Origin of the sequence: Kitasatospora sp. NPDC007106 (assembly GCF_040634455.1) — a bacterium.
GTDB lineage: Bacteria > Actinomycetota > Actinomycetes > Streptomycetales > Streptomycetaceae > Kitasatospora > Kitasatospora arboriphila.
Genome location: NZ_JBEYFP010000037.1, coordinates 1 through 25756, shown reverse-complemented (window position 1 = coordinate 25756; position 25756 = coordinate 1). Strand labels below are relative to the sequence as shown.

The 25756-nt window shown below is 73.2% G+C and carries 22 protein-coding genes and 1 pseudogene; 11 read left to right on the top strand and 12 right to left on the bottom strand.

The annotated features are described in order from the left end of the window. Positions 1-722, bottom strand: a pseudogene (locus ABZ641_RS06725) (chromosomal replication initiator DnaA); the annotation flags it as partial. Positions 723-1125: 403 nt separating this feature from the next. Here ABZ641_RS06725 and rpmH point away from each other — a divergent pair. The 9 genes from rpmH (at position 1126) to ABZ641_RS06680 (ending at position 7858) form a co-directional block, all read left to right on the top strand. Beyond that, positions 1126-1263, top strand: coding sequence for a 50S ribosomal protein L34 (gene rpmH / locus ABZ641_RS06720; RefSeq protein ID WP_030059672.1), 138 nt, complete (start codon positions 1126-1128; stop codon positions 1261-1263). A 21-nt stretch (positions 1264-1284) separates the two neighbouring features. Further along, positions 1285-1713 carry a ribonuclease P protein component gene (gene rnpA / locus ABZ641_RS06715; RefSeq protein WP_344623014.1) on the top strand — a complete coding sequence of 143 codons (429 nt, stop codon included), beginning with the start codon at positions 1285-1287 and terminating at the stop codon, positions 1711-1713. Further along, positions 1710-2024, top strand: coding sequence for a membrane protein insertion efficiency factor YidD (gene yidD / locus ABZ641_RS06710; RefSeq protein ID WP_344623013.1), 315 nt, complete (start codon positions 1710-1712; stop codon positions 2022-2024). The genes rnpA and yidD overlap by 4 nt, the downstream gene beginning before the upstream one ends. A 3-nt stretch (positions 2025-2027) precedes the next feature. Beyond that, a complete protein-coding gene (gene yidC / locus ABZ641_RS06705) occupies positions 2028-3188 on the top strand; it encodes a membrane protein insertase YidC (protein WP_359979680.1) in 1161 nt (386 codons plus the stop codon). 151 nt (positions 3189-3339) lie between these two features. After that, positions 3340-3798 (top strand): R3H domain-containing nucleic acid-binding protein, encoded by a 459-nt coding sequence (locus ABZ641_RS06700; protein WP_344623082.1) that lies wholly within the window; start codon positions 3340-3342, stop codon positions 3796-3798. Between the two features lie 136 nt (positions 3799-3934). Then, on the top strand, positions 3935-4783 hold the full coding sequence (gene rsmG / locus ABZ641_RS06695; RefSeq protein ID WP_344623011.1) for a 16S rRNA (guanine(527)-N(7))-methyltransferase RsmG: 849 nt from the start codon (positions 3935-3937) through the stop codon (positions 4781-4783). Between the two features lie 289 nt (positions 4784-5072). Further along, on the top strand, positions 5073-6041 hold the full coding sequence (locus tag ABZ641_RS06690; protein ID WP_344623081.1) for a ParA family protein: 969 nt from the start codon (positions 5073-5075) through the stop codon (positions 6039-6041). Continuing rightward, positions 6038-7123, top strand: a complete 1086-nt coding sequence (locus ABZ641_RS06685) for a ParB/RepB/Spo0J family partition protein (RefSeq protein ID WP_359979676.1) — start codon at positions 6038-6040, stop codon at positions 7121-7123. Before ABZ641_RS06690 ends, ABZ641_RS06685 begins: the two co-directional genes overlap by 4 nt. Positions 7124-7240: 117 nt before the next feature. Next, complete coding sequence (locus ABZ641_RS06680; protein ID WP_344623009.1) at positions 7241-7858, top strand: GNAT family N-acetyltransferase; 618 nt, start codon at positions 7241-7243, stop codon at positions 7856-7858. A 93-nt stretch (positions 7859-7951) separates the two neighbouring features. On the opposite strand, the gene trxA is transcribed toward ABZ641_RS06680, so the two are convergent. From trxA to ABZ641_RS06645, 7 genes are all read right to left on the bottom strand, one after another. Beyond that, positions 7952-8278 carry a thioredoxin gene (gene trxA / locus ABZ641_RS06675; RefSeq protein WP_263104408.1) on the bottom strand — a complete coding sequence of 109 codons (327 nt, stop codon included), beginning with the start codon at positions 8276-8278 and terminating at the stop codon, positions 7952-7954. A gap of 133 nt (positions 8279-8411) precedes the next feature. After that, positions 8412-9377: a thioredoxin-disulfide reductase gene (gene trxB, locus ABZ641_RS06670; RefSeq protein WP_359979673.1), complete on the bottom strand. Its 966-nt coding sequence runs from the start codon at positions 9375-9377 to the stop codon at positions 8412-8414. Positions 9378-9578: 201 nt separating this feature from the next. Continuing rightward, complete coding sequence (locus ABZ641_RS06665; protein ID WP_359979670.1) at positions 9579-10481, bottom strand: hypothetical protein; 903 nt, start codon at positions 10479-10481, stop codon at positions 9579-9581. Further along, the gene (sigM, locus tag ABZ641_RS06660) at positions 10478-11209 is read right to left on the bottom strand and encodes an RNA polymerase sigma factor SigM (protein ID WP_344623080.1); all 732 of its coding nucleotides are present in this window, start codon (positions 11207-11209) and stop codon (positions 10478-10480) included. Before sigM ends, ABZ641_RS06665 begins: the two co-directional genes overlap by 4 nt. 26 nt (positions 11210-11235) lie before the next feature. Then, positions 11236-13407: a serine/threonine protein kinase gene (locus ABZ641_RS06655; protein ID WP_359979668.1), complete on the bottom strand. Its 2172-nt coding sequence runs from the start codon at positions 13405-13407 to the stop codon at positions 11236-11238. Between the two features lie 227 nt (positions 13408-13634). After that, the gene (gene murJ, locus ABZ641_RS06650) at positions 13635-15962 is read right to left on the bottom strand and encodes a murein biosynthesis integral membrane protein MurJ (protein ID WP_359979666.1); all 2328 of its coding nucleotides are present in this window, start codon (positions 15960-15962) and stop codon (positions 13635-13637) included. Between the two features lie 41 nt (positions 15963-16003). Beyond that, positions 16004-18382: a DUF6049 family protein gene (locus ABZ641_RS06645; RefSeq protein WP_359979664.1), complete on the bottom strand. Its 2379-nt coding sequence runs from the start codon at positions 18380-18382 to the stop codon at positions 16004-16006. Between the two features lie 386 nt (positions 18383-18768). On the opposite strand from ABZ641_RS06645, the gene ABZ641_RS06640 reads away from it, so the two are divergent. Both ABZ641_RS06640 and ABZ641_RS06635 read left to right on the top strand, forming a co-directional pair. Further along, the gene (locus ABZ641_RS06640; protein WP_359979684.1) at positions 18769-20190 is read left to right on the top strand and encodes a CCA tRNA nucleotidyltransferase; all 1422 of its coding nucleotides are present in this window, start codon (positions 18769-18771) and stop codon (positions 20188-20190) included. A gap of 122 nt (positions 20191-20312) precedes the next feature. Continuing rightward, positions 20313-21029 (top strand): restriction endonuclease, encoded by a 717-nt coding sequence (locus tag ABZ641_RS06635; RefSeq protein ID WP_359979661.1) that lies wholly within the window; start codon positions 20313-20315, stop codon positions 21027-21029. Between the two features lie 55 nt (positions 21030-21084). On the opposite strand, the gene ABZ641_RS06630 is transcribed toward ABZ641_RS06635, so the two are convergent. The 4 genes from ABZ641_RS06630 to ABZ641_RS06615 form a co-directional block, all read right to left on the bottom strand. Further along, the gene (locus tag ABZ641_RS06630; protein WP_344623002.1) at positions 21085-21777 is read right to left on the bottom strand and encodes a hypothetical protein; all 693 of its coding nucleotides are present in this window, start codon (positions 21775-21777) and stop codon (positions 21085-21087) included. 56 nt (positions 21778-21833) lie between these two features. Then, positions 21834-23186 carry an MFS transporter gene (locus tag ABZ641_RS06625; RefSeq protein ID WP_359979658.1) on the bottom strand — a complete coding sequence of 451 codons (1353 nt, stop codon included), beginning with the start codon at positions 23184-23186 and terminating at the stop codon, positions 21834-21836. Between the two features lie 148 nt (positions 23187-23334). Next, positions 23335-24417, bottom strand: coding sequence for an inositol-3-phosphate synthase (locus ABZ641_RS06620; protein ID WP_263104417.1), 1083 nt, complete (start codon positions 24415-24417; stop codon positions 23335-23337). 135 nt (positions 24418-24552) lie between these two features. Continuing rightward, positions 24553-25236 (bottom strand): helix-turn-helix transcriptional regulator, encoded by a 684-nt coding sequence (locus tag ABZ641_RS06615; RefSeq protein WP_344623000.1) that lies wholly within the window; start codon positions 25234-25236, stop codon positions 24553-24555. Between the last annotated feature and the right edge of the window lie 520 nt (positions 25237-25756).

Genomic DNA, 25756 nt, shown 5'->3' with positions numbered 1-25756 from the left:
CGGGCGGCACCGCGGCGCGAGCCGCCGCCCGCCCGCGGCCTGGCCTCGGACGGGTCCGGCCCCAGCACCCCGCCGAACAGGTCGCCCTGCGCGGGGGTGGCGGTCGGCAGCCCCTTCGGCCGGGGCGGCTCGGGCTGCCGCTCGGCGGCGGGCGGAGGCGCCTGCTCGTAGTCGGGGCGGTCCCACTCGGCGGGGGCGGCGGGGCGCTCGCCCCAGGGTCGCTGCTCCTCGGCGTACGGGGCCGGTACCTGCTCGTAGCGGGGGGCGTCGTACCGGTCGGGCCGCTCCGGCTGCTCGTACGGGCGCTCGGGCTGCTGCTCGTACGGCCGGGGCTGGTCGTAGGACGGGGGTGCGTAGCGCTCGGGCTCGCCGTGGTACGGGCGCTCGGACCACTCCTGGCCGGGCTGCGGGCGCGGCGGCTCGGCCTGCTGCGGCTCGGGGGCGGGGGTCGGCAGCGCGTTGGCGTCCACCATCACGGCGATCCGGACGGGCCGGGCGAACTCGTAGGTGAGCGCCTCGGTGAGCTGGGGGAGGAGACGACCCTCCAGCACCTGCTTGGCCCGCTCGTTGGGGGCCGCCAGCAGGGCGGTGTCGTGCATCATCCACATCGGCTGGGTGCGCCGCAGCCACATCTTGTCGCTGTCCCCGACCCCGGCGTCGTTGACCAGCCGCTCGACGACCTTCGCCCAGAGCGGGACGAGATCGCTGTTGACATCAGCCACTGGTGCACGCTTTCTCGTTCCCCGCGGTGGGGGGCTCAGGGGGACTCGGGGTGCCGGTCCGATCGATGAACAAACCCGACAAGTCCTGCAACGGTAGTCAGCGGGCAGAGCTGATTCAAGTTGTTGTCCACAGGCTGTGGGCGACGGGCGGCGGGGCTGCCGGTTTGACCCTCCGGGGCGGTGCCGCGTACCGTAACCAGGTCGAGTTGTCGATGGCCGCTGCCGCATGCCCGCGGGTCCACCCGCTTCCACAAGGCGCGCAGCACGGGCGCCGTGGATGGCCCCAACCCCAGCAGACCTGGGCCGTTGGGGTGGATTTCCCGTCGAAGGGGAGATCGCGCGGACGCACGGTGACGGCCAAGCGACGTCCCGTCATCCTACGATTCACCTCAGGAGCCCCCGAGTGAGCAAGCGCACCTTCCAGCCGAACAACCGCCGTCGCGCCAAGACCCACGGCTTCCGGCTCCGGATGCGTACCCGCGCCGGCCGCGCCATCCTGGCCGCTCGCCGTGGCAAGGGCCGCGCCAGCCTGTCCGCCTGATCCGGCGCACGGGTTCTGATCGTGCTGCCCTCCGAGAATCGGCTGCGGCGGCGCCAGGACTTCTCGACCGCGGTGAAACGCGGTCGCCGGGCCGGTAAGCCCCTGCTGGTCGTCCACCTCGACAGAGAGGGTGGCCGGCCGGGGCCGACGGACCGGGAAAGCGACTGCGGCCCGCACGCCGCCGAGGGGCTTCCTTCGGCGCGTGCGGGTTTCGTCGTGAGCAAGGCCGTGGGATCCGCGGTCGTGCGCAATCTCGTGAAGCGTCGCCTTCGTCACCTCGTCCGTGAGCGTCTGCCCCGGCTGCCCGCAGGTAGCCTGATAGTGGTACGCGCGTTGCCCCAGGCGGGGTCGGCGTCGTACATCGATCTCGAACACGACCTGGACGCGGCGCTGCGGCGGTTGCTCCGGGCGGAGCCGACCGGCAGTGCGCCGACGGGAGCAGGGCGATGAAGTACCTGCTGATGGGGCTGATCAGGCTCTACCAGTGGACGATCAGTCCGCTGCTCGGGCCGGTGTGCCGTTACTACCCCTCGTGCTCGCACTACGGGTACGAGGCGGTGCGCCAGCACGGTGCGATCAAGGGGAGCGGTCTGACCGCATGGCGCATCCTGCGCTGCAACCCCTGGTCGCCGGGTGGGGTCGACCATGTGCCACCGCGCAAGCACCCGGTGTGGCACCGCCGGGTCCGCAATCTGCTGAGCCCGAAGAGTGGGACCGCCGGGCCGGAGCCGGTGGCCAATCCTGATGTCCAAGGAGCCTGACCGGTGACGTTCTCCTTCCTTAGCCCCCTCTACACAGCGGTGTCCTGGATCATCGTCCAGTTCCACTCGCTGTACAGCCACGTCTTCGATCCGGACGGCGGCTGGGCCTGGGGTCTGTCCATCGTCTCGATGGTGGTCGTCATCCGGATCTGCCTGATCCCGCTCTTCGTGAAGCAGATCAAGGCGACCCGGGCCATGCAGGCGATCCAGCCGAAGATGAAGGCCATCCAGGAGCGCTACAAGAACGACCGGCAGCGCCAGTCCGAAGAGATGATGAAGCTCTACAAGGAGGCGGGTACCAACCCCTTCTCGAGCTGTCTCCCGATCCTGGTGCAGGCCCCGTTCTTCACGGCCCTCTACGGAGTGCTGGCCTCGGTGGCCGCCGACAAGACGATTGGCGTCATCAACGAGCAGCTGCTGGACAGCGCCAAGCAGGCGCACATCTTCGGCGCCCCGCTCTCGGCGACCTTCCTGGGCAGTAGCGAGCTGAGCGTCAAGATCGTCGTCGCGGTGATGATCGTCCTGATGTCGCTGTCGCAGTTCGTCACCCAGCGCCAGCTGATGACCAAGAACGTCGACCTGACGATCAAGACGCCGTTCATGCAGCAGCAGAAGATGCTCATGTACGTCTTCCCGATCATCTTCGCCGTGATGGGCATCAACTTCCCGGTCGGTGTCCTGGTCTACTGGCTGACCACCAACGTCTGGTCGATGGGCCAGCAGCTGATCGTCATCCGCAACAACCCGACGCCGGGCTCCAAGGCCTTCGCCGAGCGCCAGGCCCGTCTGAAGAAGGCCGGCCGGCTCAACCCGGACGGCTCCGTCCGCAAGGCCCCCTGGCTGGCCGCGCTGACGGGTGGCAACAAGCAGCCCGCGGCGACCGCCGAGGCCGTGGTGGCCGAGACCGTCCAGGTCCGTCGCCAGCAGCCGCGCAAGCAGAGCAAGGCGCAGCGCCAGCAGACCGCCGGCCACCAGGCGCAGACGACGACCGGCGAGCACGCCGAGGAGCACGTCGCCGACGAGCCGGTGGCGCTGTCCAAGCAGGACGACGCCGTCCCGGCCGGTCACTCCGCGGTCAAGCAGCCCGCCGGCAAGACCGGTCCGCGCCAGCAGCCGAAGCGCGGCGGCCAGGGCGGCGGCCAGCGGCCGAAGAAGAAGTCCTGACCGGCCGACGCCGGTCGACGCGGACCCAGATCTTCCCTCTCGGCCCCACCCGAGGGCCCATCCCCGAAGGAGTCCATCAGTGACGGAAGGCACCACCTCCGCCGTCGAGGTCGAGGCAGGCGCGGAGTCCGGCGAGAGCGTCGTCGCGCGGCTGGAGCGCGAGGGCGACATCGCCGCCGACTACCTGGAGGGTCTGCTGGACATCGCGGACCTGGACGGCGACATCGACATGGACGTCGAGGGCGACCGGGCGCTGGTCTCGATCGTCAGCGACGGCACCGACCGGGCGCTGCAGCGGCTGGTCGGCCAGGACGGCGAGGTGCTGGAGGCGCTGCAGGAGCTGACCCGCCTGGCGGTGCACCGGGAGACCGGCGAGCGCAGCCGTCTGATGCTGGACATCGCGGGCTTCCGGGCCCGCAAGCGGGCCGAGCTGGCCACGCTCGGCGCCGAGGCGGCCGAGAAGGCGAAGTCCACCGGCGAGCAGGTCAAGCTCCGCCCGATGACCCCCTTCGAGCGCAAGGTGGTGCACGACGCGGTCGCGGCCGCCGGACTGCGCAGCGAGTCGGAGGGCGAGGAGCCCCAGCGGTGCGTGGTCGTGCTTCCGAGCTGACCCCGTGCCCTGTCGAGCGACCCCGTCCGCCGCGTGCGGGCGGGGTCGTCGTTCCTTCGAGGGTGGTTCGTACGGCCCGGTTTGCGTGCGGGGCGGGTGTCCGCGTGAGGATGGTGCCTGATGTGGGGTGGATACGGTGAGCGGAGAGGCTGACATGGAGACGGACGGCGTGGCGACCGAGGGCGGCCCGTCGGAGGGCGCACCCGGTCGGGGCACCCCGGTGGAGGACGCCGCTGCCGGCGTTCCGGCCCCCGGTGCGGGGCCCGGCGAGCCGCCGGCGGCCGCGGCGGGCATCTTCGGGGACCGGCTGCCGGTCGCGGTGCGGTACACCGAGCTGCTCGCGACGTCCGGGGTGCAGCGTGGGCTGATCGGTCCGCGCGAGGTGCCGCGGCTGTGGGATCGCCACGTGCTGAACTGCGCCGTGCTGGCGGAGCTGCTGCCGGCCAACGCCTCGCTCTGCGACGTCGGCTCCGGGGCCGGCCTGCCGGGCATCCCGGTGGCGATGGCCCGGCCGGACGTCTCGGTCACCCTGCTGGAGCCGCTGCTGCGGCGCACCACCTTCCTGGAGGAGGTGGTCCGCGAGCTCGGTCTGGAGAACGTGACGGTGCTGCGCGGCCGGGCCGAGGAGATGGTCGGCAAGGTCGCGGTGGACATCGTCACGGCCCGGGCGGTGGCCCCGCTGGACCGGCTGGCCGGCTGGGGGATGCCGCTGCTGCGGCCGTACGGCCAGATGCTGGCGCTGAAGGGCGACACCGCGGAGCAGGAGATCGAGGACTCGCGGTCCGCGCTCACCAAGCTGGGTGCGGAGCGCTGGTCGGTGATCTCGGTGGGCGAGGGCACGCTGGAGACCTCGACCCGGGTGGTCCGGGTGGAGGCGGGCGAGAGCCCCGGCGGTGTGAGGGCGGCCACTCGGCGGGCCAAGGCGGCCCGGGCCGGCCGTGGCGCCAAGGACGGCGGCCGCGGGGGTGCGCGCCGCCGGCGCTGATCGACCGGTTCCGGAAGTGCCGGGAGCGGGTGGCCGTCGGGCCGCCCGCTCCTCGCGTTTGTGCAGGCCGGAGGCGGTGCTCCGGACGGGAACGTCGCCAGGAGGGTGGTATCGGATCGGGGACGGAGTGTCGCACCGTCAGATGTGTGACATTCCGGTCATGGTGTTTCACGTGAAACGACGCTCACTGCTCCCCGGAATCCTCGACCGCGCCATGGCGGTGACTGTTGCCGCTCCGGTTTCACGTGAAACACTGACCCCCATGCAGGACTCCGAGACCATTCACCAGATCGACGACACGCCGATCGCGCGCGCCGCCCAGGCCGCGGTGCAGGCCATCGGGCGGACCGGGGAGGGGCTGCCCAGGCCGGCCAGCACCCGGGTGATCGTGGTGGCCAACCAGAAGGGCGGGGTGGGCAAGACCACCACGACCGTCAACCTGGCCGCCGGCCTGGCGATGCACGGGCTGCGGGTGCTGGTCGTCGACCTCGACCCGCAGGGCAACGCCTCCACCGCACTCGGCATCGACCACCACGCGGAGGTGCCGTCGATCTACGACGTCCTGGTCGAGGGCAAGCCGCTCGCCGACGTCGTCCAGCCGGTGGTGGACGTGGAGGGGCTGTTCTGCTGCCCGGCCACCATCGACCTGGCCGGTGCGGAGATCGAGCTCGTCTCGCTGGTGGCCCGCGAGAGCCGCCTGCAGCGCGCGATCGCCGCGTACGAGCAGCCGCTGGACTACGTCCTGATCGACTGCCCGCCCTCGCTCGGCCTGCTGACCGTCAACGCCCTGGTCGCCGGCCAGGAGGTGCTGATCCCGATCCAGTGCGAGTACTACGCGCTGGAGGGCCTCGGGCAGCTGCTGCGCAACGTCGAGCTGGTGCGCGCCCACCTCAACCCGGCGCTGCACGTCTCCACGATCCTGCTCACCATGTACGACGCCCGCACCCGGCTGGCGGCCCAGGTCGCGGAGGAGGTCCGGACGCACTTCGAGCACGAGGTGCTGCGGACGGCCATCCCGCGCTCGGTCCGGATCTCCGAGGCGCCCAGCTACGGGCAGACCGTGCTCACCTACGATCCCGGTTCCACCGGTGCGCTCTCCTACCTGGAGGCCGCCCGGGAGATCGCGATGCGGTCCGCGGAGGGCGGTTTCGCGCCCGGTGCCCCGGCCGGTTACGGTGCGGTCGGGCAGCAGCGGACGGCTGCCGCGGCGGCGACCGCCGCGACGGCACAGCACGGCACGATGGAGGGCAACCGGTGAGTGGTGGGCGCAGAGGACTGGGACGGGGTCTGGGGGCGCTGATCCCGGCCGCCACCCCGGCGGCAGGGGCGCCGGCGGCCGTCCCGGCCGCGACCGCGGGGTCGGCGACCCCGGTGGCCGTGCCGGTCCTGCCGACCGGCCGCGGAACGGTGGCGGCGAAGGCCGCCGCGGAGAGCCTGCGGGAGCTGGCGGGCGAGGCCCGTGCGCGGAGCGTCCCGGAGTCGGCGCTGGCGCCGGTGGACGGGGCGCGCTTCGCCGAGCTGCCGCTGGACGCGATCACGCCCAACCCCCGGCAGCCGCGCGAGGTCTTCGACGAGGAGAAGCTCGCGGAGCTGGTCGCCTCCATCAAGGAGGTGGGCCTGCTGCAGCCGGTGGTCGTCCGGCAGACCGCCCCGGAGCGCTTCGAGCTCATCATGGGCGAGCGCCGCTGGCGCGCCTCCCGGGAGGCCGGCCTGGAGGTGATCCCGGCGATCGTCCGGGCCACCGAGGACGACAAGCTGCTGCTGGACGCGCTGCTGGAGAACCTGCACCGGGCCGAGCTGAACCCGCTGGAGGAGGCGGCCGCCTACGACCAGCTGATGCGGGACTTCGCCTGCACCCACGAGGCGCTGGCCGACCGGATCGGCCGCTCGCGTCCGCACGTCTCCAACACCCTGCGGCTGCTGAAGCTGTCGCCCGCGCTGCAGCGCAGGGTCGCGGCCGGGGTGCTGAGCGCAGGCCACGCCCGGGCGCTGCTGCGGGTGCCGGACGCCGAGCGGCAGGACGCGCTGGCCCAGCGGATCGTCGCGGAGGGCCTCTCGGTGCGGACCACCGAGGAGATCGTCTCGCTCATGGAGCGGGAGGAGAAGCCGAAGAAGGCCGCCGCCCCCAAGGCAGGGCGGATCCTCTCGCCGGCCTTCGACGACCTGGCGGGCCGGCTCTCCGACCGGTTCGAGACCCGGGTGAAGGTCGAGGTCTCGCAGCGCGGCGGCAAGCTCGGCAAGGGCAAGGTGGTGCTGGAGTTCGGGTCGGTCGAGGACCTGAACCGGATCCTGGACAGCCTCGCCCCGGGCGAGGAGGGGCTGCGGCTCTCCCAGGGCTGACCGGAGGCTCACCGAGAAGCGGACGAGCGGGTGCATGTTTCACGTGAAACGTGCACCCCTCGCGTTTTTCGGAGCAAGCTCGTGGTGTGGGACCGAGCCGGAGGAGGTGTGTGGGGCGTGGGTCGCAGGCTCGCTCCGCTGACGCTGGACAACCTGGCCGACCTGCCGGACGGCTGCCGCTCGTGCGTGTTCTGGGAACTCGACCCGGTCAGCGGACGGGCAGCGGTGGACGGGGGCAAGGGGGAGTTGGAGAAGGAGGGGTGGATCTCGGCGGTGCTGCTGGAGTGGGGCTCCTGCGGACGCATCGTCTACGTGGACGACGTCCCGGCGGGCTTCGTGCTCTTCGCACCGGCGGCGTACGTGCCGCGCTCGCAGTCGTTCCCGACCAGCCCGGTGTCCTCGGACGCCGTGCAGCTGATGGTGAGCCGGGTGGTGCCCGGCTACCAGCGGCAGGGACTCGGCCGGGTGCTGGTCCAGGCGGTCGCCAAGGACGTGCTCCGCAGGGGCTTCCGGGCGATCGAGGCGTTCGGGGCGGTGGGCCGCCCGACGCCGAGCTGCGTGCTGCCCGCCGACCACCTGCTGGCGGTGGGCTTCAAGACCGTACGGCCGCACCACCGCTACCCGCGGCTGCGGCTGGAGGCCAGGAGCACGTTGTCCTGGCGCAGCGACGTCGAGGGGGCGCTGGAACGGCTGCTGGGCGGAGCCCGGAAGGAGCCGGCGCTGCGGCCGTTCTGAGCCGTGCCGGAGGCCTCCGCGAGGGGGCCGGGAAACGCCGGAGGGCCCCCGGATCGTCCGGGGGCCCTCCGCGGCCGGCAGGCGGGCGGCGACTCAGATGAAGTCGGCCAGCTCGCGCAGCAGCGCGGCCTTCGGGCGGGCGCCGGTGATGGTCTTCACCAGCTCGCCGTTCTGGTACACGTTGAGCGTCGGGATCGAGATGACGTTGTAGGCGGCAGCGGTCTCCTGGTTGTTGTCGACGTCGAGCTTGGCGATGGTCAGCTTGTCGCTGTGCTCGGCGGCGATCTCCTCCAGGATCGGAGCGACCTGGCGGCACGGGCCGCACCAGGTGGCCCAGAAGTCGACCAGGACGGGCTTGTCGCTCTTGAGCACCTCGGCGTCGAAGGTCGCGTCGGTCACGGTGATGGTGGCGCCGGCCACGGAACTCTCCTTGGGGTCACGGACGAGGCGGTGCCTCGCCGCCCGGGCGGCGGCTCGGCACCTTCGGTAGGGACAACAACCGCGAGGGCTGTTCTGTTTCGGGGGCCTTCGAGGCCTCGTGGCCTCGGTGGCGTCAGACCGCGACGGCCGCGGCCTGGGCCTCCAGGTCGGCGAGCGAGGCGAGGTAGCGCTCGGCGTCCAGGGCGGCGGAGCAGCCGGTGCCGGCGGCGGTGATGGCCTGGCGGTATGTGTGGTCGACCACGTCGCCGGCGCCGAAGACGCCGGGGATGTTCGTCCGGGTGGAGGGGGACTCCACCTTGAGGTAGCCCTCGGCGTCCAGGTCGAGCTGGCCGGTGAAGAGCTCGGTGCGCGGGTCGTGGCCGATCGCGATGAACAGGCCGGTGACCGCCAGCTCGCGGGTCTCGCCGGTGGTGGTGTCGCGCAGGGTGAGGCCGGTCAGCTTCGGGTCGCCGTGGATCTCCTGGACGGCGCTGTCCCAGGCGAAGGTGATCTTCGGGTCGGCGAAGGCGCGCTCCTGCATGGCCTTGGAGGCGCGCAGGCTGTCGCGGCGGTGCACGACGGTGACGCTGCGGGCGAAGCGCGAGAGGAAGGTGGCCTCCTCCAGGGCGGTGTCGCCGCCGCCGACCACGGCGATGTCCTGGTCGCGGAAGAAGAAGCCGTCGCAGGTGGCGCACCAGGAGACACCGCGCCCGGACAGGACGTCCTCGCGGGGGAGGCCGAGCTTGCGGTGCTGGGAGCCGGTGGCGACGATCACGGCGCGGGCGCGGTGGACGGTGCCCTCGGAGTCGGTGACGGTCTTGACGTCGCCGGTGAGGTCGACGGCGACGATGTCGTCCGGGACGAGCTCGGCGCCGAACTTCTCGGCCTGCGCGCGCATGTTGTCCATGAGCTCGGGGCCCATGATGCCGTCGCGGTGGCCGGGGAAGTTCTCGACCTCGGTGGTGTTCATCAGCGCGCCGCCCGCGGTGACGGCGCCCTCGAAGACCAGCGGCTTCAGGGAGGCGCGCGCGGTATACAGCGCAGCGGTGTATCCGGCGGGGCCGGAACCGATGATGATCACGTTACGGACGTCGCTCACTGCATCTCCTGGTTCGCTTCGCGACCCGCGCTGGGGCGGGGAGGGCGGTCCTGCTCCGCCGCCCGGGACAACGACTGACCAGTCTCCCGCATTCCCGGGCCCGGCTGTGCCACATGCCCGCACTGTGGGAGCGGATGTTCCGATGGGTGGCCGTTCCCGGTGCCCGCTGCCGGGTGCTCCGGGCCGGGGCGGTCGGCCCGATCAGCCCGCGGGGACCGTCCGGTGGAGCACGACGCCGGGGGCCGAGCAGTCCGGGGTGATCAGGTAGACGTCCAGCCGGTCGGAGCCGTCGGGGTACACCAGGGCGGTGACGGCCGTGGAGCCGTACCGGCCGCCGGCGACGGCGAGCGGTGTCCGGTCGCCCTGCCCGGTGAGGGCCGCGGCGCAGGACGGCGCACCGGTGCCGGCGGGGGATCCGTCGCGGTCCGGCTGGGCGAGCCCCTCGGGCGCCTTCGAGCTGCCGGGGGCGGCCGAGGCGGCGCGGACCAGCTGCTGGGCCTGGGCGGCCAGGGTGCCGTCCTGGAAGGTGGTGCCCGCGGTGAGCGCGGGCTTCTGGGCGGAGCCCGCGGCGGGCCGGGCGGCGCTGTCGGCGGGGGCACCCGCGGTGCCGCCGCCGGTCGTGGAGAGCGGGAGCAGCAGCGCGCCGAAGCCGATCGCGGCGGCGGCCGTGACGGTGGCCAGCAGGAGGCGGACGCGGCGTCGGGGGCGCCGCTCGCGGCCCGGTCCGCCGTTGCCCGGGCGGGTGCTGCCGGCGGGCCGTCCGGCGGGGGGCGAGGCGGCACCGGGACCACCGGGAGCTGTGGCGGGGCGGTCGGCAGCCGGCGTCGTGGCGGCGGCCGGTTCGGTGCGGGCCGCGGCCAGGGCGGCGTCGATCCGTTCGGCGACGTCGGCGGGCATCGGCGGCGTCTCCACCTCGCCCAGCAGCTCCCGCACCTCGGCGAGGGCCGCGAAGGTGTCCGCGCACTCGGCGCAGCCGGCGAGGTGGCGCCGGAGGGCCGGCTCGTCGGCGGGGTCGGTCAGCTGCTCGGCGAGGTCGGCCAGTGCCTCGACGTCCGGGTGCCCGGGGTCCGGGGCGGACGGTGTGGAAGGCGGGTGCGGCGTCATCGCTTGGTCGCATCTCCTTCCACCACGCTGCGGCGCCCGGCGGCGTCCGTAGCTGGGACGGCGCGGGTGCCGGACGGGTTCCCACGGGGCGGCGTTTCACGTGAAACATCCGTGCGAGTGCCGCGGGCCGGGCCGTCCTCCTCCGCCGTTTCACGTGAAACGGCGTCGCCACGCAGATGGCGGACGAGCGGCAGCAGACGGGCCCGGCCGCGGGCGCAGCGACTCTTCACCGTGCCGACCGGTACGCCCAGCACCTCGGCCGCCTCGGCGACCGGGTATCCCTGCATGTCGACCAGGACGAGGGCGGCCCGTTGCTCGGCCGGCAGGGCGGTCAGTGCCTCGGCGACCTCGCGGCGCAGTTCGGCGCGGACCACCACGCTGTCGGTGGCCTCGGCGCTGCCGAGGGCGGCGTCGAGGCGCTGCGGGTCCTCGTCCAGCGAGCCGGCGCGGCGGGAGGCGGCCCGGCGGGCCCGGTCGAGGCAGGCGTTGACCACGATCCGGTGCAGCCAGGTGGTGACCTGGGAGCGCCCCTGGAAGGTGTGGGCGGCGCGGAGCGCGGAGACCAGGGCGTCCTGGAGGGCGTCGGCGGCCTCCTCGCGGTCGCCGAGGGTGCGCAGGGCGACCGCCCACAGGCGGTCCCGGTGGCGCCGGACGAGGAGGCCGAAGGCGTCCGGGTCCCCGGCCACGTGCCGGGCCAGGAGATCGGCGTCGGACGGCTCCTCCGCCATGTCCGCCACCCCCTGTCCGTCCTCGCTCAGCCGTTGACCGTGATCTCGGCCACCTGGCCCTTGTAGTCGCTCCCATCGTTGGGGATGGCGGTCAGCCAGATCAAGAGGAAGCGGGTGGTGACCGGCTTCTTGGGCTTCAGCTGGAGCTCGTTGCTGCTGGTGCCGGAGGCGATCGCGTCGCCGAAGCTCTCGAAGCCGGCCTTGCTGATCTGCGGGGCCGAGGTGGCGCCGGGCAGCGCCTTCAGCTCGACGGTGTGGGCGCCGCCGGCGAGCTTGACGACGACCGAGCCGACGGGGCGGGCCGAGCCGAGGTCGAGCAACAGGCCCGTGCCGGGCCGGTAGCCGCCGCCGAACGGGTCGTTGTAGCTCTGGGTCGTCCAGGCGGTGTCGGCCTTGCCGTCCTTGAGGAGGGACAGCTCCGAGGCGTGCTCGTCCTTGCGGTCGCCGAAGGCGTTGAACGAGGTCGGCGTGTAGTCGAGGGTGACGCCCGAGAGCGGCGCACCGGACTGCTGGGCCGGCGGGGCGCTGGACTGCTGGGCGGGCGGGGCGTCGGCCTGCCCGTTCTTCGACTTGTTCAGGTACTCGACGCCCTGCCAGGAGCCGACCACGATCGCGGCCAGTGCCACCAGCGAGGCGGTCGTGCGCAGGGCGGTGCGCACCAACCGGCGGCGCCGCCGGGGCCGGGGCGCCGGGACGGGGTCCGGGTGGGGGACGTGCGGCGGCCGGGCGTGCGGGGGCTGGAGCACGGCGGTGTGCGCGGCCGCGCTGTGCTGGGCCGGCTGCGGCTGGGGCTGGGGCTTCGGCTTGGCGGTGAACGCCGGGGCCGGCTGCTCGGGCTGTCGGACCTTGGGCATGAGCGCGATCGCCTTGGCGAACTGCTCGGGGGTGGTGATCGGGTCCTGGTGGTGCGGGGGGTGCTCGCACAGGGCCCGGGCGGCCAGCTCGGACAGGCCCTTGTGGACGCCGGCCCGGACCTGGTCCGGCGGCACGCAGCCGAGGTTCTTGGGCATGCCCCGCAGGTCGTAGCGGTCCTCGGGGTACGGCCAGCGGTGGGTGAGCGCGGCGAACAGCAGGGCGCCGATCGCGCGGGTGTCGGTGCGCTCGGCCTCCTCGGTGGGCAGACCGCGCAGGGCGGCGTCCACCGCGATGCCGTTGATCCGGTACTGGCCGGTGTCGGTGCGCAGCACGCAGCGCGGGGTGAGCCGCAGGTGGGCCTGGCCGCGGCGGTGGGCGGCGGCGACCGCGTCGGTGACCTGACGGACCATCTGGTAGGCGTCGTAGGGCTCCATCGGGCCGTCGGCCAGCAGGTGGGCCAGGTCGGAGGCGTCCGGCAGCCACTCGCGGACGACGTAGACCAGGTCGCCCTCCTGGACGGCGTCGAGGACCTGGACGAAGCGCGGGTCGTTGAGCAGGGCGGCGGCGCGGGCGGCGGTCAGCACCGCCTTGGCGCGCCGGTGGCCGGCCGCCATCAGGTGCACGCCGACCGCGCGGCGGAGCTTCTCGTCGACCGCGCGCCAGCTGCTGAAGGTCTCCGACTGGGTGATGCACTCCTCCAGCCGGTAGCGGCCGCCGATCTTGTCGCCGCTGTGCCGCAGGGGGGCCGGCTTGGCGGCCGGGAGGGTGCCGGTGTCGGCGTCCAGGGTCTCGGTGCTGACGACGGGTCGGTCCTCGCGGGCCGGGGCCTGCGGGGCGGGGCGGCCGGAGCGGGAGGGGCGGCGGGCCGGGGCGGCGGCTCCCCGGGCGGTGAGTTCGGCGGCGAGTTCGGCGGCGGAGAGCTGGGCGGTGGACTCCCCGGCGTCGTCCGCGGGCGCCGCGTCCGCCGTGTCCGAGGTGGTCGCGGGGGCACCGGTGGCACGGTCGGCACCGGAGGACTCGGAGGCGGGCTCACGGACCGTCACGGCCGCCTCGACGGCCTCGGAGACGGCCTTGCCGACCTCCGTGCCGTCGGCGTCGTCAGCGGCCCCGGAGGGCTGCTGAGCGGCCTCGGAGCGGCTCTCGGAGCCCTTGCCGCGGGTGGTGGCTGCGGCGGGGGCGGAGCCGGCGTCAGAGGCGTCCGAGGCGGCGTCAGGGGTCCCGTCCGTGGAGCCGTGCCCGTCGGCCGCGGTGCCGTCCTCGGGCTCGACGTCCTCGATTGCCACGGCCAGCGCCGCCCCGTCCGCGACGGACGTGTCGACGACCGCCTTGGTGCCATCAGCCACCGTGGTCCTGCCTCCCCTTAGTTCCGGCCCGGTCCTGAGAATCCGGTCTGCCCGTCCGCCCGGCCGCCGGGTCCGCCAGGACAATTGTGCCCACTGATTCTCCCCTGGTACGACCGCTGGGCCGCCCGACCGGTTGCGCAATCATCCGCGATCCGGTGGACGGCCCGTCATCGGGGTCCCCCTCGGCGCAGCCGCTCGGGCCGCGCCGGGTTGACGTCATGTCATGCTCAGCGGCCGAGCCGGCTGCGCACCATGCCGAGCATCGCGTTCAGCTCCTCGATGCGCATCCGCCGGGCGACCAGCAGGAAGGTACCGGTCTGCACCGACGCGGCGAGCACCAGGGTCAGCACCCCGGCCGGCCAGCCGTCCAGCAGGTCGAGCATCACCAGCTCGACGGCGAGCCCGAAGGCGGCGGCCGGCAGCGAGGCGATCGCCAGACGGACGTAGGTGCGGCCGATCCGGCCGGTGTCCAGGCCGCCGATCCGGGCCTTCAGCCGGGGCACCGCGACGGCGACGCCGACCGCGTACGAGGCGCCGTAGCAGAGCGCCATGCCGGTGACCGCCCACTGGGCGGGGAGGACCAGCCAGCAGAGCACCGCGGTCACGGCCTGGCAGGCGGCCACCCAGACGGTGTTGGAGAACGGGGTCCGGGTGTCCTCGTAGGCGTAGAAGCCGCGCAGCAGCACGTACTGCACGGAGTAGGGGATCAGGCCGAGCGCGAACGCCGACAGCATGTAGCCGATCGACAGGGCGCCGTGGGCGGACGAGCCGCCGTTGCCGAGGCCGTAGACGGCGTAGCCGATCACCGGGCCGAGCGCGAGGAAGAGGAAGGCCGCCGGGACGATCGCCACCGCGGAGGTGCGCAGTCCGTACGACAGGTCGTCGCGGACGGCGCCGGCGTCGTGGTCGGCGGCCGCCCGGGAGAGCCGGGGCAGCACCGCGCTCATCACCGAGACCGTCACCACGGCCATCGGCAGCTGCCAGATCAGCAGCGCGTTGGAGTACGCGGCGAGGCCGACGCCCAGGTGGCCGTCCTCCTCGGCCGCGGCGCCGGCGGCGGTGGCGAGCTGGGTGACGACCAGGAAGCCCGCCTGGTTGGCCAGCACGAACAGGAAGGTCCACTTGGCCAGCCGGGCGGCCTTGCCCAGGCCGTGGCCGCGCCAGTCGAAGCGGGGCCTGAACGAGAACCCGGCGGCCCGCAGGTAGGGGATCATCGACAGCGCCTGGACGGCCAGGCCCAGCAGGGTGCCGACGCCGAGCAGCCGGACGCCTTCGGGGGCGATCGTCTGCGGCGTCACCTGGCTGTGCTGGAAGGTGCCGTAGACCCAGATGTAGGCGCCGAAGGTGGAGATCACCACCAGGTTGTTGAGCACCGGCGTCCACATCATCGCCCCGAACCGGCCGCGGGCGTTGAGGATCTGGCCCATCACCACGTGCACACCCATGAAGAACATGGTCGGCAGGCAGTACCGGGCCAGGGCGACGGTGGTCTCCGCACTGGCGGGGTCGCGCATCAGCGAGTGCGAGATCAGCTGCACGAGCAGCGGCGCGGCGATCACGGCCACCGCCGCCACGCCCGCCAGCCCGCAGACCACCAGGGTGAGCAGCCGGTTGGCGTAGGCGGTGCCGCCGTCCTCGTCGTTCTTCATGCTGCGGACGAGCTGCGGCACGAAGACGGCGTTGAGCGCGCCGCCGCCGATCAGGATGTAGAGCAGGGTCGGCAGGGTGTTGGCGGCGTTGTACGAGTCGCCCATGGTGCCGACACCGATCGCGGCGGCGATCACCATCGTGCGCAGGAAGCCGGTGCCGCGGGAGACGAGCGTGCCGGCGGCCATCAGCGCACTGGAGTTGACCAGGCCGGAGACCCTGCCCGCCACCGGGGCGGGCGCGGTTGTGGGCGGGGGAGCGGCCGGCGGGGCCGCGGGCGGCGGGCCGGCGGGCGGTGGGGCGGCGGAGGTGCCCTGAGGGCCGCCCTCGGCGAGCGCCTCGTGCAGGCTCGCCTCCTCCGCGGTGAGCGGCGGGTCGAACTCGATCGCCGGGACGAAGGGCAGCGGCTCGGGGGCGCTCCGGTCGCCGCTCAGCAGCGCGTCGACGCCCAGGTAGTCGGCGGCCTCCGCCTCCGCCTCGGCTTCGGCGTCGGCCCCGGTCTCGCCGGCCCCGTCCGCGTCGGAGTCCTCGTCGGGGTCCTCGTCGGCCGTGCCGTCGTCGTCCCCGCTGCCGTCGTTCCCCTCGTGGTTCCCGCCGTTCCGGGCGGGCGGCTCCGCCGCGGTCAGCACCGGGGTCCCCGCCCAGTGCGGGACGGGGGCGCCGAGGACCGCCGGCTGCGCCTCGGCGGGCTGGGGGCCGGGCTGCGGCGGCAGGGCCGCGGCCTCGGCGGCGGCCAGCCCGTACGGATCGTGCTCCGCCGCGCTGCCGAAGGCGTCGCCCGCGTGCGGATCACGGGCGTAGGTGTCGTCCACGTACCAGTCGGTGGCGGGTTCGGCGGCCTTCGGCCCGCCCGTGCTGCCGGGGCCGCCCCGGCCCTGTGCTCGCTCCTCGCGCGGACCGCTGCTCATGCCACCTCTTCGCTGGTCGGTGGAGCCCGGACGGGGTTCCCTCAGTGACCAACCTTCTCATCACCGGTGGCCCGATCCCGGGCATCTGAGGCGCTCTCCGGCGTGGAGTCGGACGGCTCCCCGACACCCTCCGCGCCGGCCGCGCCGACCGCTTCCTCGGCGGTCCCTGGGGCGGTCTCCGCGGTGCTGTCCGCGGCCGCCGCGGCGTCGGCCCCGGTCTCGGCGTCCTCGGGCTCCAGCAGCCGCTCCGGGTCGAGGTCGACCTCGCCGGCCGCGGAGCGCTTCTTGCGCTGCAGCGAGAACCGGACGCCGGCCAGCGCCATCAGCACCACACCGCCGCCGATGACGTACATGACGCCGCTCGCCACCGAGGTCACCTCGACGGTGAAGGACACCGCCTGGCCGTACGGCTGCGCGTTCGGCCCGGTCGTCCACAGCTGGGCGGTCATCTGCACCGGGCCGTTGACCTGCGCCTCGGCCGGGAAGCGGAAGGTGCGGCTGGTGGTGCCGTCCAGCACCACGGTCGCCGGCTGGCCCACGTTGAGCCGGTTCACCTGCGCGGAGGTGACCCGCAGTTCGAGGTTGCCGACCGCCTGGTTGAGGTCGTTCTTGACGCTCACGAGCAGGATGGCGTTGTCGCCCGGCAGCGTGATCGAGCTCTTGGCGGGCACCTTCACCGCTGCGGTGAGGTTGTCCAGGTAGCTCCGCACGCCGTTCCGGTAGGCGGCGGACGCCTCGGCGTGGTCGCGCCACTGGGTGGACATCGAGCGGACCATGGCGGCGTTGAACGGGCCGCGCACCCGCTGCGGCTGGGTCAGGATCTGCAGCAGCTGGTCCAGCCCGGTCTGCACGCCCATCACCGAGCCCAGCGCGGCCGAGGAGAGCTCGGAGCCCCGCAGCTCGCCCGGGTAGTCGCCCGGCACCGAACCGTTGGCTTCCGGGTCGGCGGCGGCCGTGGCCACCGCGTCGAGGCGGGTGGGCGCCACCCAGCCGTTCGGCTGCGCCGCCGCGTGCAGGGCGTCGGCGAGCGCCTCCGCGGTGCCCACCGTCAGCGTCCGGGAGGGCATCACCAGCAGGCTGCGCTGGTCGTCCGGACGCTGCTGGGTGATCGTCATCGTCTCGGCCAGGAAACGCTGCTGCGCGAGGCTCTGCGCCTGGTCGGAGTCGAGGTCGCCGGAGAACAGCGAGGAGAGCACCGGGTCGGCGACCACCGCGGTCTGGCCGTTGCCGATCGGCCGCACCGCGTTCGGCGTGTAGGAGAGCGAGCGGGACTCCGGCATGCTCGACCCGTTCACCAGCACCAGGTCCTCGCCGGCCGTCCGGGCGACACCGGCGGTCGCCTGGTCCAGCCGTCCCAGGAACGGCCAGGCGACGTTGCCGCTCACGTCCACCGACAGCCGGCCCTCGGCGGTCACCTTGCCCGCGGTGGAGGCCTTCCGCAGCGCGGTGTCCATGCCCGCCAGCCCGTTGCCGTTGTGCGCGATCGAGGCGAGGTCCGGGTCGGCGTACGGCAGCGCCACGACCTGCGAGCCGTTGGCGGCCACCGCGGTGCGCAGCTGCGCCAGCCAGGCGGCGGCGACGTTCTGGCCGGTGCCGGCGACGGTGTTCTCGTCCTTGGCGGACTCGCCCGCCGTGCCGGGCTTCTGCACCCGGTACGGCTTGGTCATCGCGTACACCGTGTCCAGCAGGTCCGGGTCGACCACCCAGGTCAGGTTGGGCAGGGTCTGGCCGATGCTCACCAGCTTGCCGAGCCGTCCGCCGGGCGCGAGCTCGGTCGCCAGGCTGTCGTCCCGCAGCACCGGCATCTGGTCGTTGTCCGGCATGGTCTGGGCGACCAGCTCGGGGGCGTGGGTGATCGGCCACAGCGTGGCGATCCGGGTCTGCTTGCCGCTCGGCGCCGTGTTGAACGGCAGGAAGGTGCGGGCGATGCCGAGCGGGCGGTCCTCGTCCGCGTCGCGGACGTCCACCGCCAGCTCGTACACGCCGGCCGTCCTGAGCCCGAGGTCGGCGGTCGACACCTGCAGGGTGTACGCCCGGGACTGGCCGGGCGCGAGGTCGCCGAGGTCGGCCTTGTGGCCGGCCAGGACGGTGCCGTCCTTGCCGGTCGGCCCGGTGCGCCCGGCGACCAGGTTGATCGCGCTGCGGGTGTCCAGCTCCTCCTTGGGGGAGCGCAGCACCACGTGCGCGGCCTTCACCGTGGACGAGCCGGCGTTGGTGACCCGGCCGGTGACCGTCACCGTGGCGTTGTCGCCCGCCACCGGCGCGGAGAGCGAGTCGATCTGCACGGTCGCCGGGTAGTCCGGGGAGGCGGCCGGGAAGCCCGTCCGGGCCGGGGTTGCGGCGGTGGCGTACGGCGCCGCGGACAGCAGGACGGTACCGCCGGCCAGCACCGCGGCCAGGCGGCGCGCCGCTCGTCCCACGCGTCCGTACGCTGTCAGGCCGTGCCGCGCCTCGCCCACGTGCTGTGCCCTCGCCGTTTCTCGATCGAATGAGTGGATAGCCATGACCATCGCGGACCCGGCCGGAGGCCTCGTCCGGCGCCGGGCAGCCCCGACCGACCGGAGCACCGCGGGCGCCGCCCGCACCGGGCTCTCCCGGCATGGTAACGACGTGTCCGAGCGACCGGTGGTGCGGGCCGCCGACTGCCCGGAGGGGCACCCGGCGCGCCCCGGCGTCGAGCGCCGCACACGGCGGAAACGGACGGGCGGCGCGGCCTGCCGGGCACGTACCCTAGGGAGCCGTGTCCACTGCCAATGACTCCAGCGTCCATCATTCCAGTTCCACCGCGCCGACCGCCCTTCCCGGGCTGAGCGAGGCGCAGACCCTCGGTCTGCAGGAACTGCTCCGGGTCTCGCCGGTCGCCGACGAGATCGCCCGCCGCTTCCAGGCGGCCGGTTTCCGGTTGGCGCTGGTCGGCGGCTCCGTCCGGGACGCGCTGCTCGGCCGGCTGGGCAACGACCTCGACTTCACCACCGACGCCCGCCCGCACCAGGTGCTCAAGCTGGTCAAGGGCTGGGCCGACGCGGTCTGGGACGTCGGCATCGCCTTCGGCACGGTCGGCGCCCGCAAGGACACCGCCGACGGCTCCTTCCTGATCGAGATCACCACCTACCGCTCCGAGGCGTACGACCGCACCTCGCGCAAGCCCGAGGTCACCTACGGCGACACCATCGAGCAGGACCTCGTCCGCCGGGACTTCACCGTCAACGCGATGGCCGTCGACCTGCCCGGCCGCGGCTTCGTCGACCCGCACCGCGGCCTGGAGGACCTGGAGGCCCGGGTGCTGCGCACCCCGGCGACCCCCGAGGAGTCCTTCTCCGACGACCCGCTGCGGATGATGCGCGCGGCCCGCTTCGCGGCGCAGCTGGACTTCACGCCCGCGCCCGAGGTCGTCGCCGCGATGACCGCCATGGCCGAGCGGATCACCATCGTCTCCGCCGAGCGCGTCCAGGCCGAGCTCAACAAGCTGCTGCTCGCCGCCCACCCGGTGGAGGGCCTGCGGCTGCTGGTCGACACCGGCCTGGCCGAGCACGTGCTGCCGGAGCTGCCCGCGCTGCGGCTGGAGAGCGACGAGCACCACCGCCACAAGGACGTCTACGAGCACTCGCTCACCGTCCTGGAGCAGGCGATCGCGCTGGAGCAGGACGGCCCGGACCTCACCCTGCGGCTCGCCGCGCTGCTGCACGACATCGGCAAGCCGCGCACCCGCCGCTTCGAGTCCGACGGCCGGGTCTCCTTCCACCACCACGAGGTGGTCGGCGCCAAGATGACCCGCAAGCGGATGCGCGCCCTCAAGTACTCCAACGAGCTGGTGGACGAGGTCTCCCGGCTGGTCGAGCTCCACCTGCGCTTCCACGGCTACGGCGGCGGCGAGTGGACGGACTCCGCGGTGCGCCGCTACGTCACCGACGCCGGCCCGCTGCTGGAGCGCCTGCACAAGCTCACCCGCTCCGACTGCACCACCCGCAACCGCAAGAAGGCCGCCGCGCTCGCCCGCACCTACGACTCGCTGGAGGAGCGGATCACCCTGCTCAAGGAGCAGGAGGAGCTCGACGCGATCCGGCCGGCGCTGGACGGCAACCAGATCATGGAGCTGCTCGGCCTCAAGCCCGGCCCGCAGGTCGGCAGGGCCTACAGGTTCCTGATGGAACTCCGCCTGGAGCACGGCCCGATGGAGTACGAGGAGGCCGTCGCAGCGCTGCGGGAGTGGTGGGCCGGCCAGCAGTGAGCCGCCCGGCCCCGGCCGGGAACCTCGCATCCGAGCATCGCCGAGCGTAACCACCCGCTCGGCGGAGCGTTGCTCCGTCCGAGGGAGGGGATCCGCCCCTCCCCGGACGGAAGGACACGGCCATGGCTGTGGATGCAGTCCTCCTGGAGTCGCCGACCATGCGGGCGACCGTCGCGGGCCGGGTCGAGACGCTCGACCGGGTGCGGGCCCTGGAACTGCTGCCGGACGGCGTGCACGTCACCACCGAGGGGGTGGCGGCCTACTTCGGGGTGGGGATCAACGCGATCTACTCCCTGGTGGCCGACCACCGCTCCGAACTCGCCTCCAACGGGTACGTCGTGGTGGCCGGTGCGCGACTGACTTCCTTCAAGGAAGTCAGTGGGATTCAGTCGCGCGCCCGCTCGCTCGCCCTGTTCACCAGGCGCGCCGTCCTCAACGTCGCCATGCTGCTGCGGGACAGCGAGACCGCCCGGCAGGTGCGCTGCCACCTGCTGGACGCCGAGCGGGCGGCGCGCCCGGCGGCTGTGGACGGCGCCGCACCCCCTGTGGACAACGCTCCGAGGTGGCCCGAGGGCTCGCTGCAGGCGGCGGTCGCCGGGGTGGCCGAGCAGGTCGTCCGGGACGTCGTCGGCACGGCGGTGGTGCCGCTGCTCAACGCACTGGCGGTCGAGGTCGGCCGGAACAGCAGCAAGATCGACGCGATGGCCGACCGGGTCGACCGGCTGGAGCGGATCGTCCTCGACGACGGAGAGCGCACCGTCGCCCGGCGCCGCCGCCTGCTGCTGCAGGCGGTCGACGAGGGTGCGGACGGTGACGAGCTGGCCGCCCTGCTGAGCTGACGGCGCGGGGCCCGGGGCGGGAACACCCGCCCCGGGCCCCGTGGGGTGCCGAGGGTCAGAACTTCTTCGGCGAGGCGGCCGAGCCCGGGGTCTTCACCGAACCGGAGGTCAGCGGGCCCAGGCAGAGCACGTAGTGCTTCTTCCGCCAGCGGCGGCCGGTGCTGCCGCTGAAGGTGGCCGTCGTCCCGGGGGTGCCGTCGCAGGCGGCCGTGCTGCCGCCGCTGATGTTGTTCAGCACCTTGTAGGTGGCCTTCGGGTCGGTGCAGGACACCTTGGAGACGCTCTTGTAGCCGGTCTTCTCCACGCAGTCGCCCGCCTTGGCCGCCGACGGCGAGGAGTCGGCGACGAAGAAGCCGATGACGATCACGACCAGGCCGGCCGCCGCCACGGCGCCGCGCAGCCAGAACTTCAGCGGGCGCTTCGGCTTCGGCGGTGCGGGCATCGCGGCGGGGCCGGGCGGCGGCGGGTACGCGGGTGCCTGGTGGCCGGGGCCGCCGCCGTACGGGGGCTGCGGCCCGCCGGGCGGTGCGGGCGGCGGCTGCCCCGGGCCGGGGTAGCCGTACGCCGGCGGTTGCTGTCCGTACGCGGGCGGCGCTCCGTAGGCCGGAGGCTGGCCGTAGGGCTGCTGCTGCCCGTAGGCGGGCGGCTGGCCGTACGCCGGAGGCGGCGGCGGTGCGCCGTAGGGCGGCTGCCCCTGGGGCGCTGCGCCGTACTGCGGCTGGCCGTACGGATTCTGCGGTGTGCTCATCGGTCCCCCCGTGGGCTCTGAGGTCGCGCCGGTACGCGGACGTACGCGGACGTACCTTAGCGACTCCCGGCGGGCCGACGGGACGTCAGTCCCGGCCCGCGGCGGTCGGAACGGGCCGCGCGGGCGTAGTACAGGGCGCCCAGCGCGTAGGTCAGGGCGACTCCGCAGACCACCGCGCCGGACCGTCCGTCGAGCGGCAGGACCACCGCGGTGACGCCGGCGGCGGCGACGAAGGAGACGTTGAACAGCACGTCGTAGACGGCGAACACCCGGCCGCGGAAGTCGTCCTCGACCGACTCCTGGACGAGCGTGTCGGCACAGATCTTGGTGCCCTGGGTGACCACGCCGAGCAGCAGGGCGGCGACCAGGCTCGGCCACTCGCGGAAGAACAGGCCGAGGGCGGGGACGAAGACAGCCGCGGCGGCGAGGCAGGTGACCATCCAGCCGGTGAGTCCGAGCCGGCGCGTGCACCAAGGGCTGATCAGCGCGGCCAGGAAGAAGCCGACCGCGGAGAAGCCGACCGCGCGGCCCAGGCTGGTCAGGCCGCCGGCGGCGTCGTCGGGGGAGTTGAAGGTGTAGCGGGAGAGCATCAGCACCACGACGATCAGCACGCCGTAGCAGAACCGGGCCAGGGTGACGGCGGCCAGCGCGTGGGTGGCCGGGCGGCAGTCGCGGACCAGGTGCCGCAGCGCCGTGCCGAGGTCGCGGGCGGCGGTGGTGAGCGCCCGGCTCAGCGGCGGCCGGCCGGGGTGGTGCTCGGGTCCGAGCAGGTCGCGGTCGATCAGCAGGGCGGCCAGGGCGGCGGAGAGGTACAGCAGTGCGGCGATGCCGACCAGGGCGGCGTCCGCCCGCGGGCTGGGCGGGAGCACCTGGTGGACGAGGAAGCCGAGTCCGCCGCCCAGGGTGGCGGCGACCGTGCCGAGGGTGGGGGAGACGGCGTTCGCGGTGACGAGTTGGCCCGGGCCGACGACCCGGGGCAGGGCGGCGGACAGGCCGGCCAGGATGAACCGGTTGAGGGCGGTGACCAGCAGCGCGGAGGCGAAGAACAGCCACTCCGGGGCGCGGCCGAGCAGCAGGGCCGCGGTGACCAGGCCCAGCCCGAACCGGGCGAGGTTGCCGTAGTGGAGGACCTGCCGGCGGCGCCAGCGGTCGAGCAGCACACCGGCGAACGGGCCGACCACCGAGAAGGGCAGCAGCATGACGGCGAGCACCGCGGCGATGTCGGCGGGCGAGGACTGCCGCTCGGGGGAGAAGATCACGTACGCGGCGAGCGCGACCTGGAAGGTGCCGTCGGAGAGCTGGCTGAGCATCCGGACCACCAGCAGCCGGCGGAAGTCGCGCCCTCGCAGCAGCCCGCGGAGGGTGGCGCGGTGGGGTGCCTGCCTGCCGTCGTTCTGGATGATCGCCACTCGGACAGGTTGCCATGCCGGGCGGCGCGGTTTCACGTGAAACATCCCTCGGCCCGGGAACGCCGAGGGGCCCCGGTCGTGGACCGGGGCCCCTCGGGGAGGCGTGCTCAGCGGATCAGCGCCCGTCGCCGGGTGCGGAGCCGTCCGTTCAGCGCTCGACCTCGCCGCGGATGAACTTCTCGACGTTCTCCTTGGCCTCGTCGTCGAAGTACTGCACCGGCGGGGACTTCATGAAGTAGGAGGACGCGGAGAGGATCGGGCCGCCGATGCCGCGGTCCTTGGCGATCTTCGCGGCGCGCACGGCGTCGATGATGACACCGGCCGAGTTCGGGGAGTCCCAGACCTCGAGCTTGTACTCAAGGTTCAGCGGGACGTCGCCGAAGGCGCGGCCCTCGAGGCGGACGTACGCCCACTTGCGGTCGTCGAGCCACGCGACGTAGTCGGAGGGGCCGATGTGGACGTTCTTCGCACCCAGCTCGCGGTCGCGGATCTGCGAGGTGACGGCCTGGGTCTTGGAGATCTTCTTGGACTCCAGGCGCTCGCGCTCGAGCATGTTCTTGAAGTCCATGTTGCCGCCGACGTTCAGCTGCATGGTGCGCTCGAGGATGACACCGCGGTCCTCGAAGAGCTTCGCCATCACGCGGTGCGTGATGGTGGCGCCGACCTGGGACTTGATGTCGTCACCGACGATCGGCACGCCGGCCTCGGTGAACTTGTCCGCCCACTCCTTGGTGCCGGCGATGAACACCGGGAGGGCGTTCACGAAGGCGACCTTGGCGTCGATGGCGCACTGGGCGTAGAACTTGGCGGCCGCCTCGGAACCGACGGGCAGGTAGCAGACCAGGACGTCGACCTGCTTGTCCTTGAGGACCTGGACGACGTCGACCGGGGCCTCGTCCGACTCCTCGATGGTCTCGAGGTAGTACTTGCCCAGGCCGTCCAGGGTGTGGCCGCGCTGCACGGTGACGCCGGTCGGCGGCACGTCGCAGATCTTGATGGTGTTGTTCTCGCTGTTGCCGATGGCGTCGGCCAGGTCGAAGCCGACCTTCTTGGCGTCGACGTCGAACGCGGCGACGAACTCCACGTCACGGACGTGGTAGTCGCCGAACTGCACGTGCATCAGCCCGGGGACCTTGCCGGCCGGGTCGGCGTCCTTGTAGTACTCGACACCCTGCACCAGCGACGCGGCGCAGTTGCCCACGCCCACGATGGCTACGCGAACCGAACCCATTCCGGTTGCTCCCTGTGTTCTCATGAGGCCCGCCGGGAAGGCGGTTCTCGTCCCTACTGGTATGACTGTCTGACGGGCGCGCGGCGCCCACTCCTCCCGTGGATCCGGTGCTGCGAGGGCACCGGGCCGCGGGTCTCAGCGCTCCTGTGCGGAGCGCCCCGGGCGGTCGTGCGGTGGCCCCGGCGGGTCCGAGGACCCGGCCTCCTGGCCACGGCCGTCCGAAGTCTGTGTGGCACCGTTCGGCGCGCCGTTGCGCCCGGTGCGGTTGGCCCGCTCGGTCTCGATGAGCTCGTTGAGCCAGCGGACCTCGCGCTCGACCGATTCGAGTCCGTGCCGCTGGAGTTCGAGCGTGTAGTCGTCGAACCGCTCGCGGGTGCGGGCGATCGAGCTGCGCATCCGCTCCAGCCGCTCCTCCAGCCGGCTGCGGCGGCCCTCCAGGACGCGCATCCGCACGGCCCTGTCGGTCCGCGCGAAGAACGCGAAGTGGACGCCGAAGTGCTCGTCCTCCCAGGCGTCCGGGCCCGAGTCGGCGAGCAGCTCCTCGAAGCGCTGCTTGCCCTCGGGGGAGAGCCGGTAGACGATCTTCGACCGCTTGCCGTTGAGCGCGGTGGCGGGGACGTACTCGACGTCCGGGTTGTCCTCGACCAGGAAGCCCTGGGCGACCAGGTTCTTCAGGCAGGGGTACAGCGTGCCGTACGAGAAGGCGCGGAACGAGCCGAGCAGGACGTTGAGCCGCTTGCGCAGCTCGTAGCCGTGCATGGGGGCGTCGTGCAGCAGGCCGAGAACGGCGAACTCCAGCACTCCGGAACGCCTGCTCATCCCCTGCCGCCTCCTCTCCCCGTGGCCGTCCGGTCCGGTGCACGGCGCGGCTATGCCGCTCCGATGTATCGGCTCGATATATCGAGAACAGTAAACCGGGGTCACGATGCGAGCAAGGGGGGCGCGCGTGAACGTGATCACAAGGCGGCGGGGGCGTGTGCCGACGAGGCGCGCAGGGCCCCGCGTCAAGGGCCGACGCGGCCCGCTAGGCAACGGCACTGTAATGATCTGCCGAACATATGCGGCTTTTGTCCTTTGATGTCCGGATGTTGACGATTGAAGGATGCGTACGCTGTCGCGTGTGCACGAGGACCACCTCCGGGGATTCAGGCGGTTGCGGGCATCGGACGTGAACCCTGCCTTCGGGCCCGTACAGCCCGACCGAGGAGTTGCTGAGAGATGAGCGAACACCGGCGAAGGTCGCCCAACGGCGGAGGCCAGCCCCCGGGCGGCCACGGCGACGGTCGTCGCCCGTACCCGCCGGGCAACCCCCCGCAGGGTGCGCCCTCCCGCGGTCGGC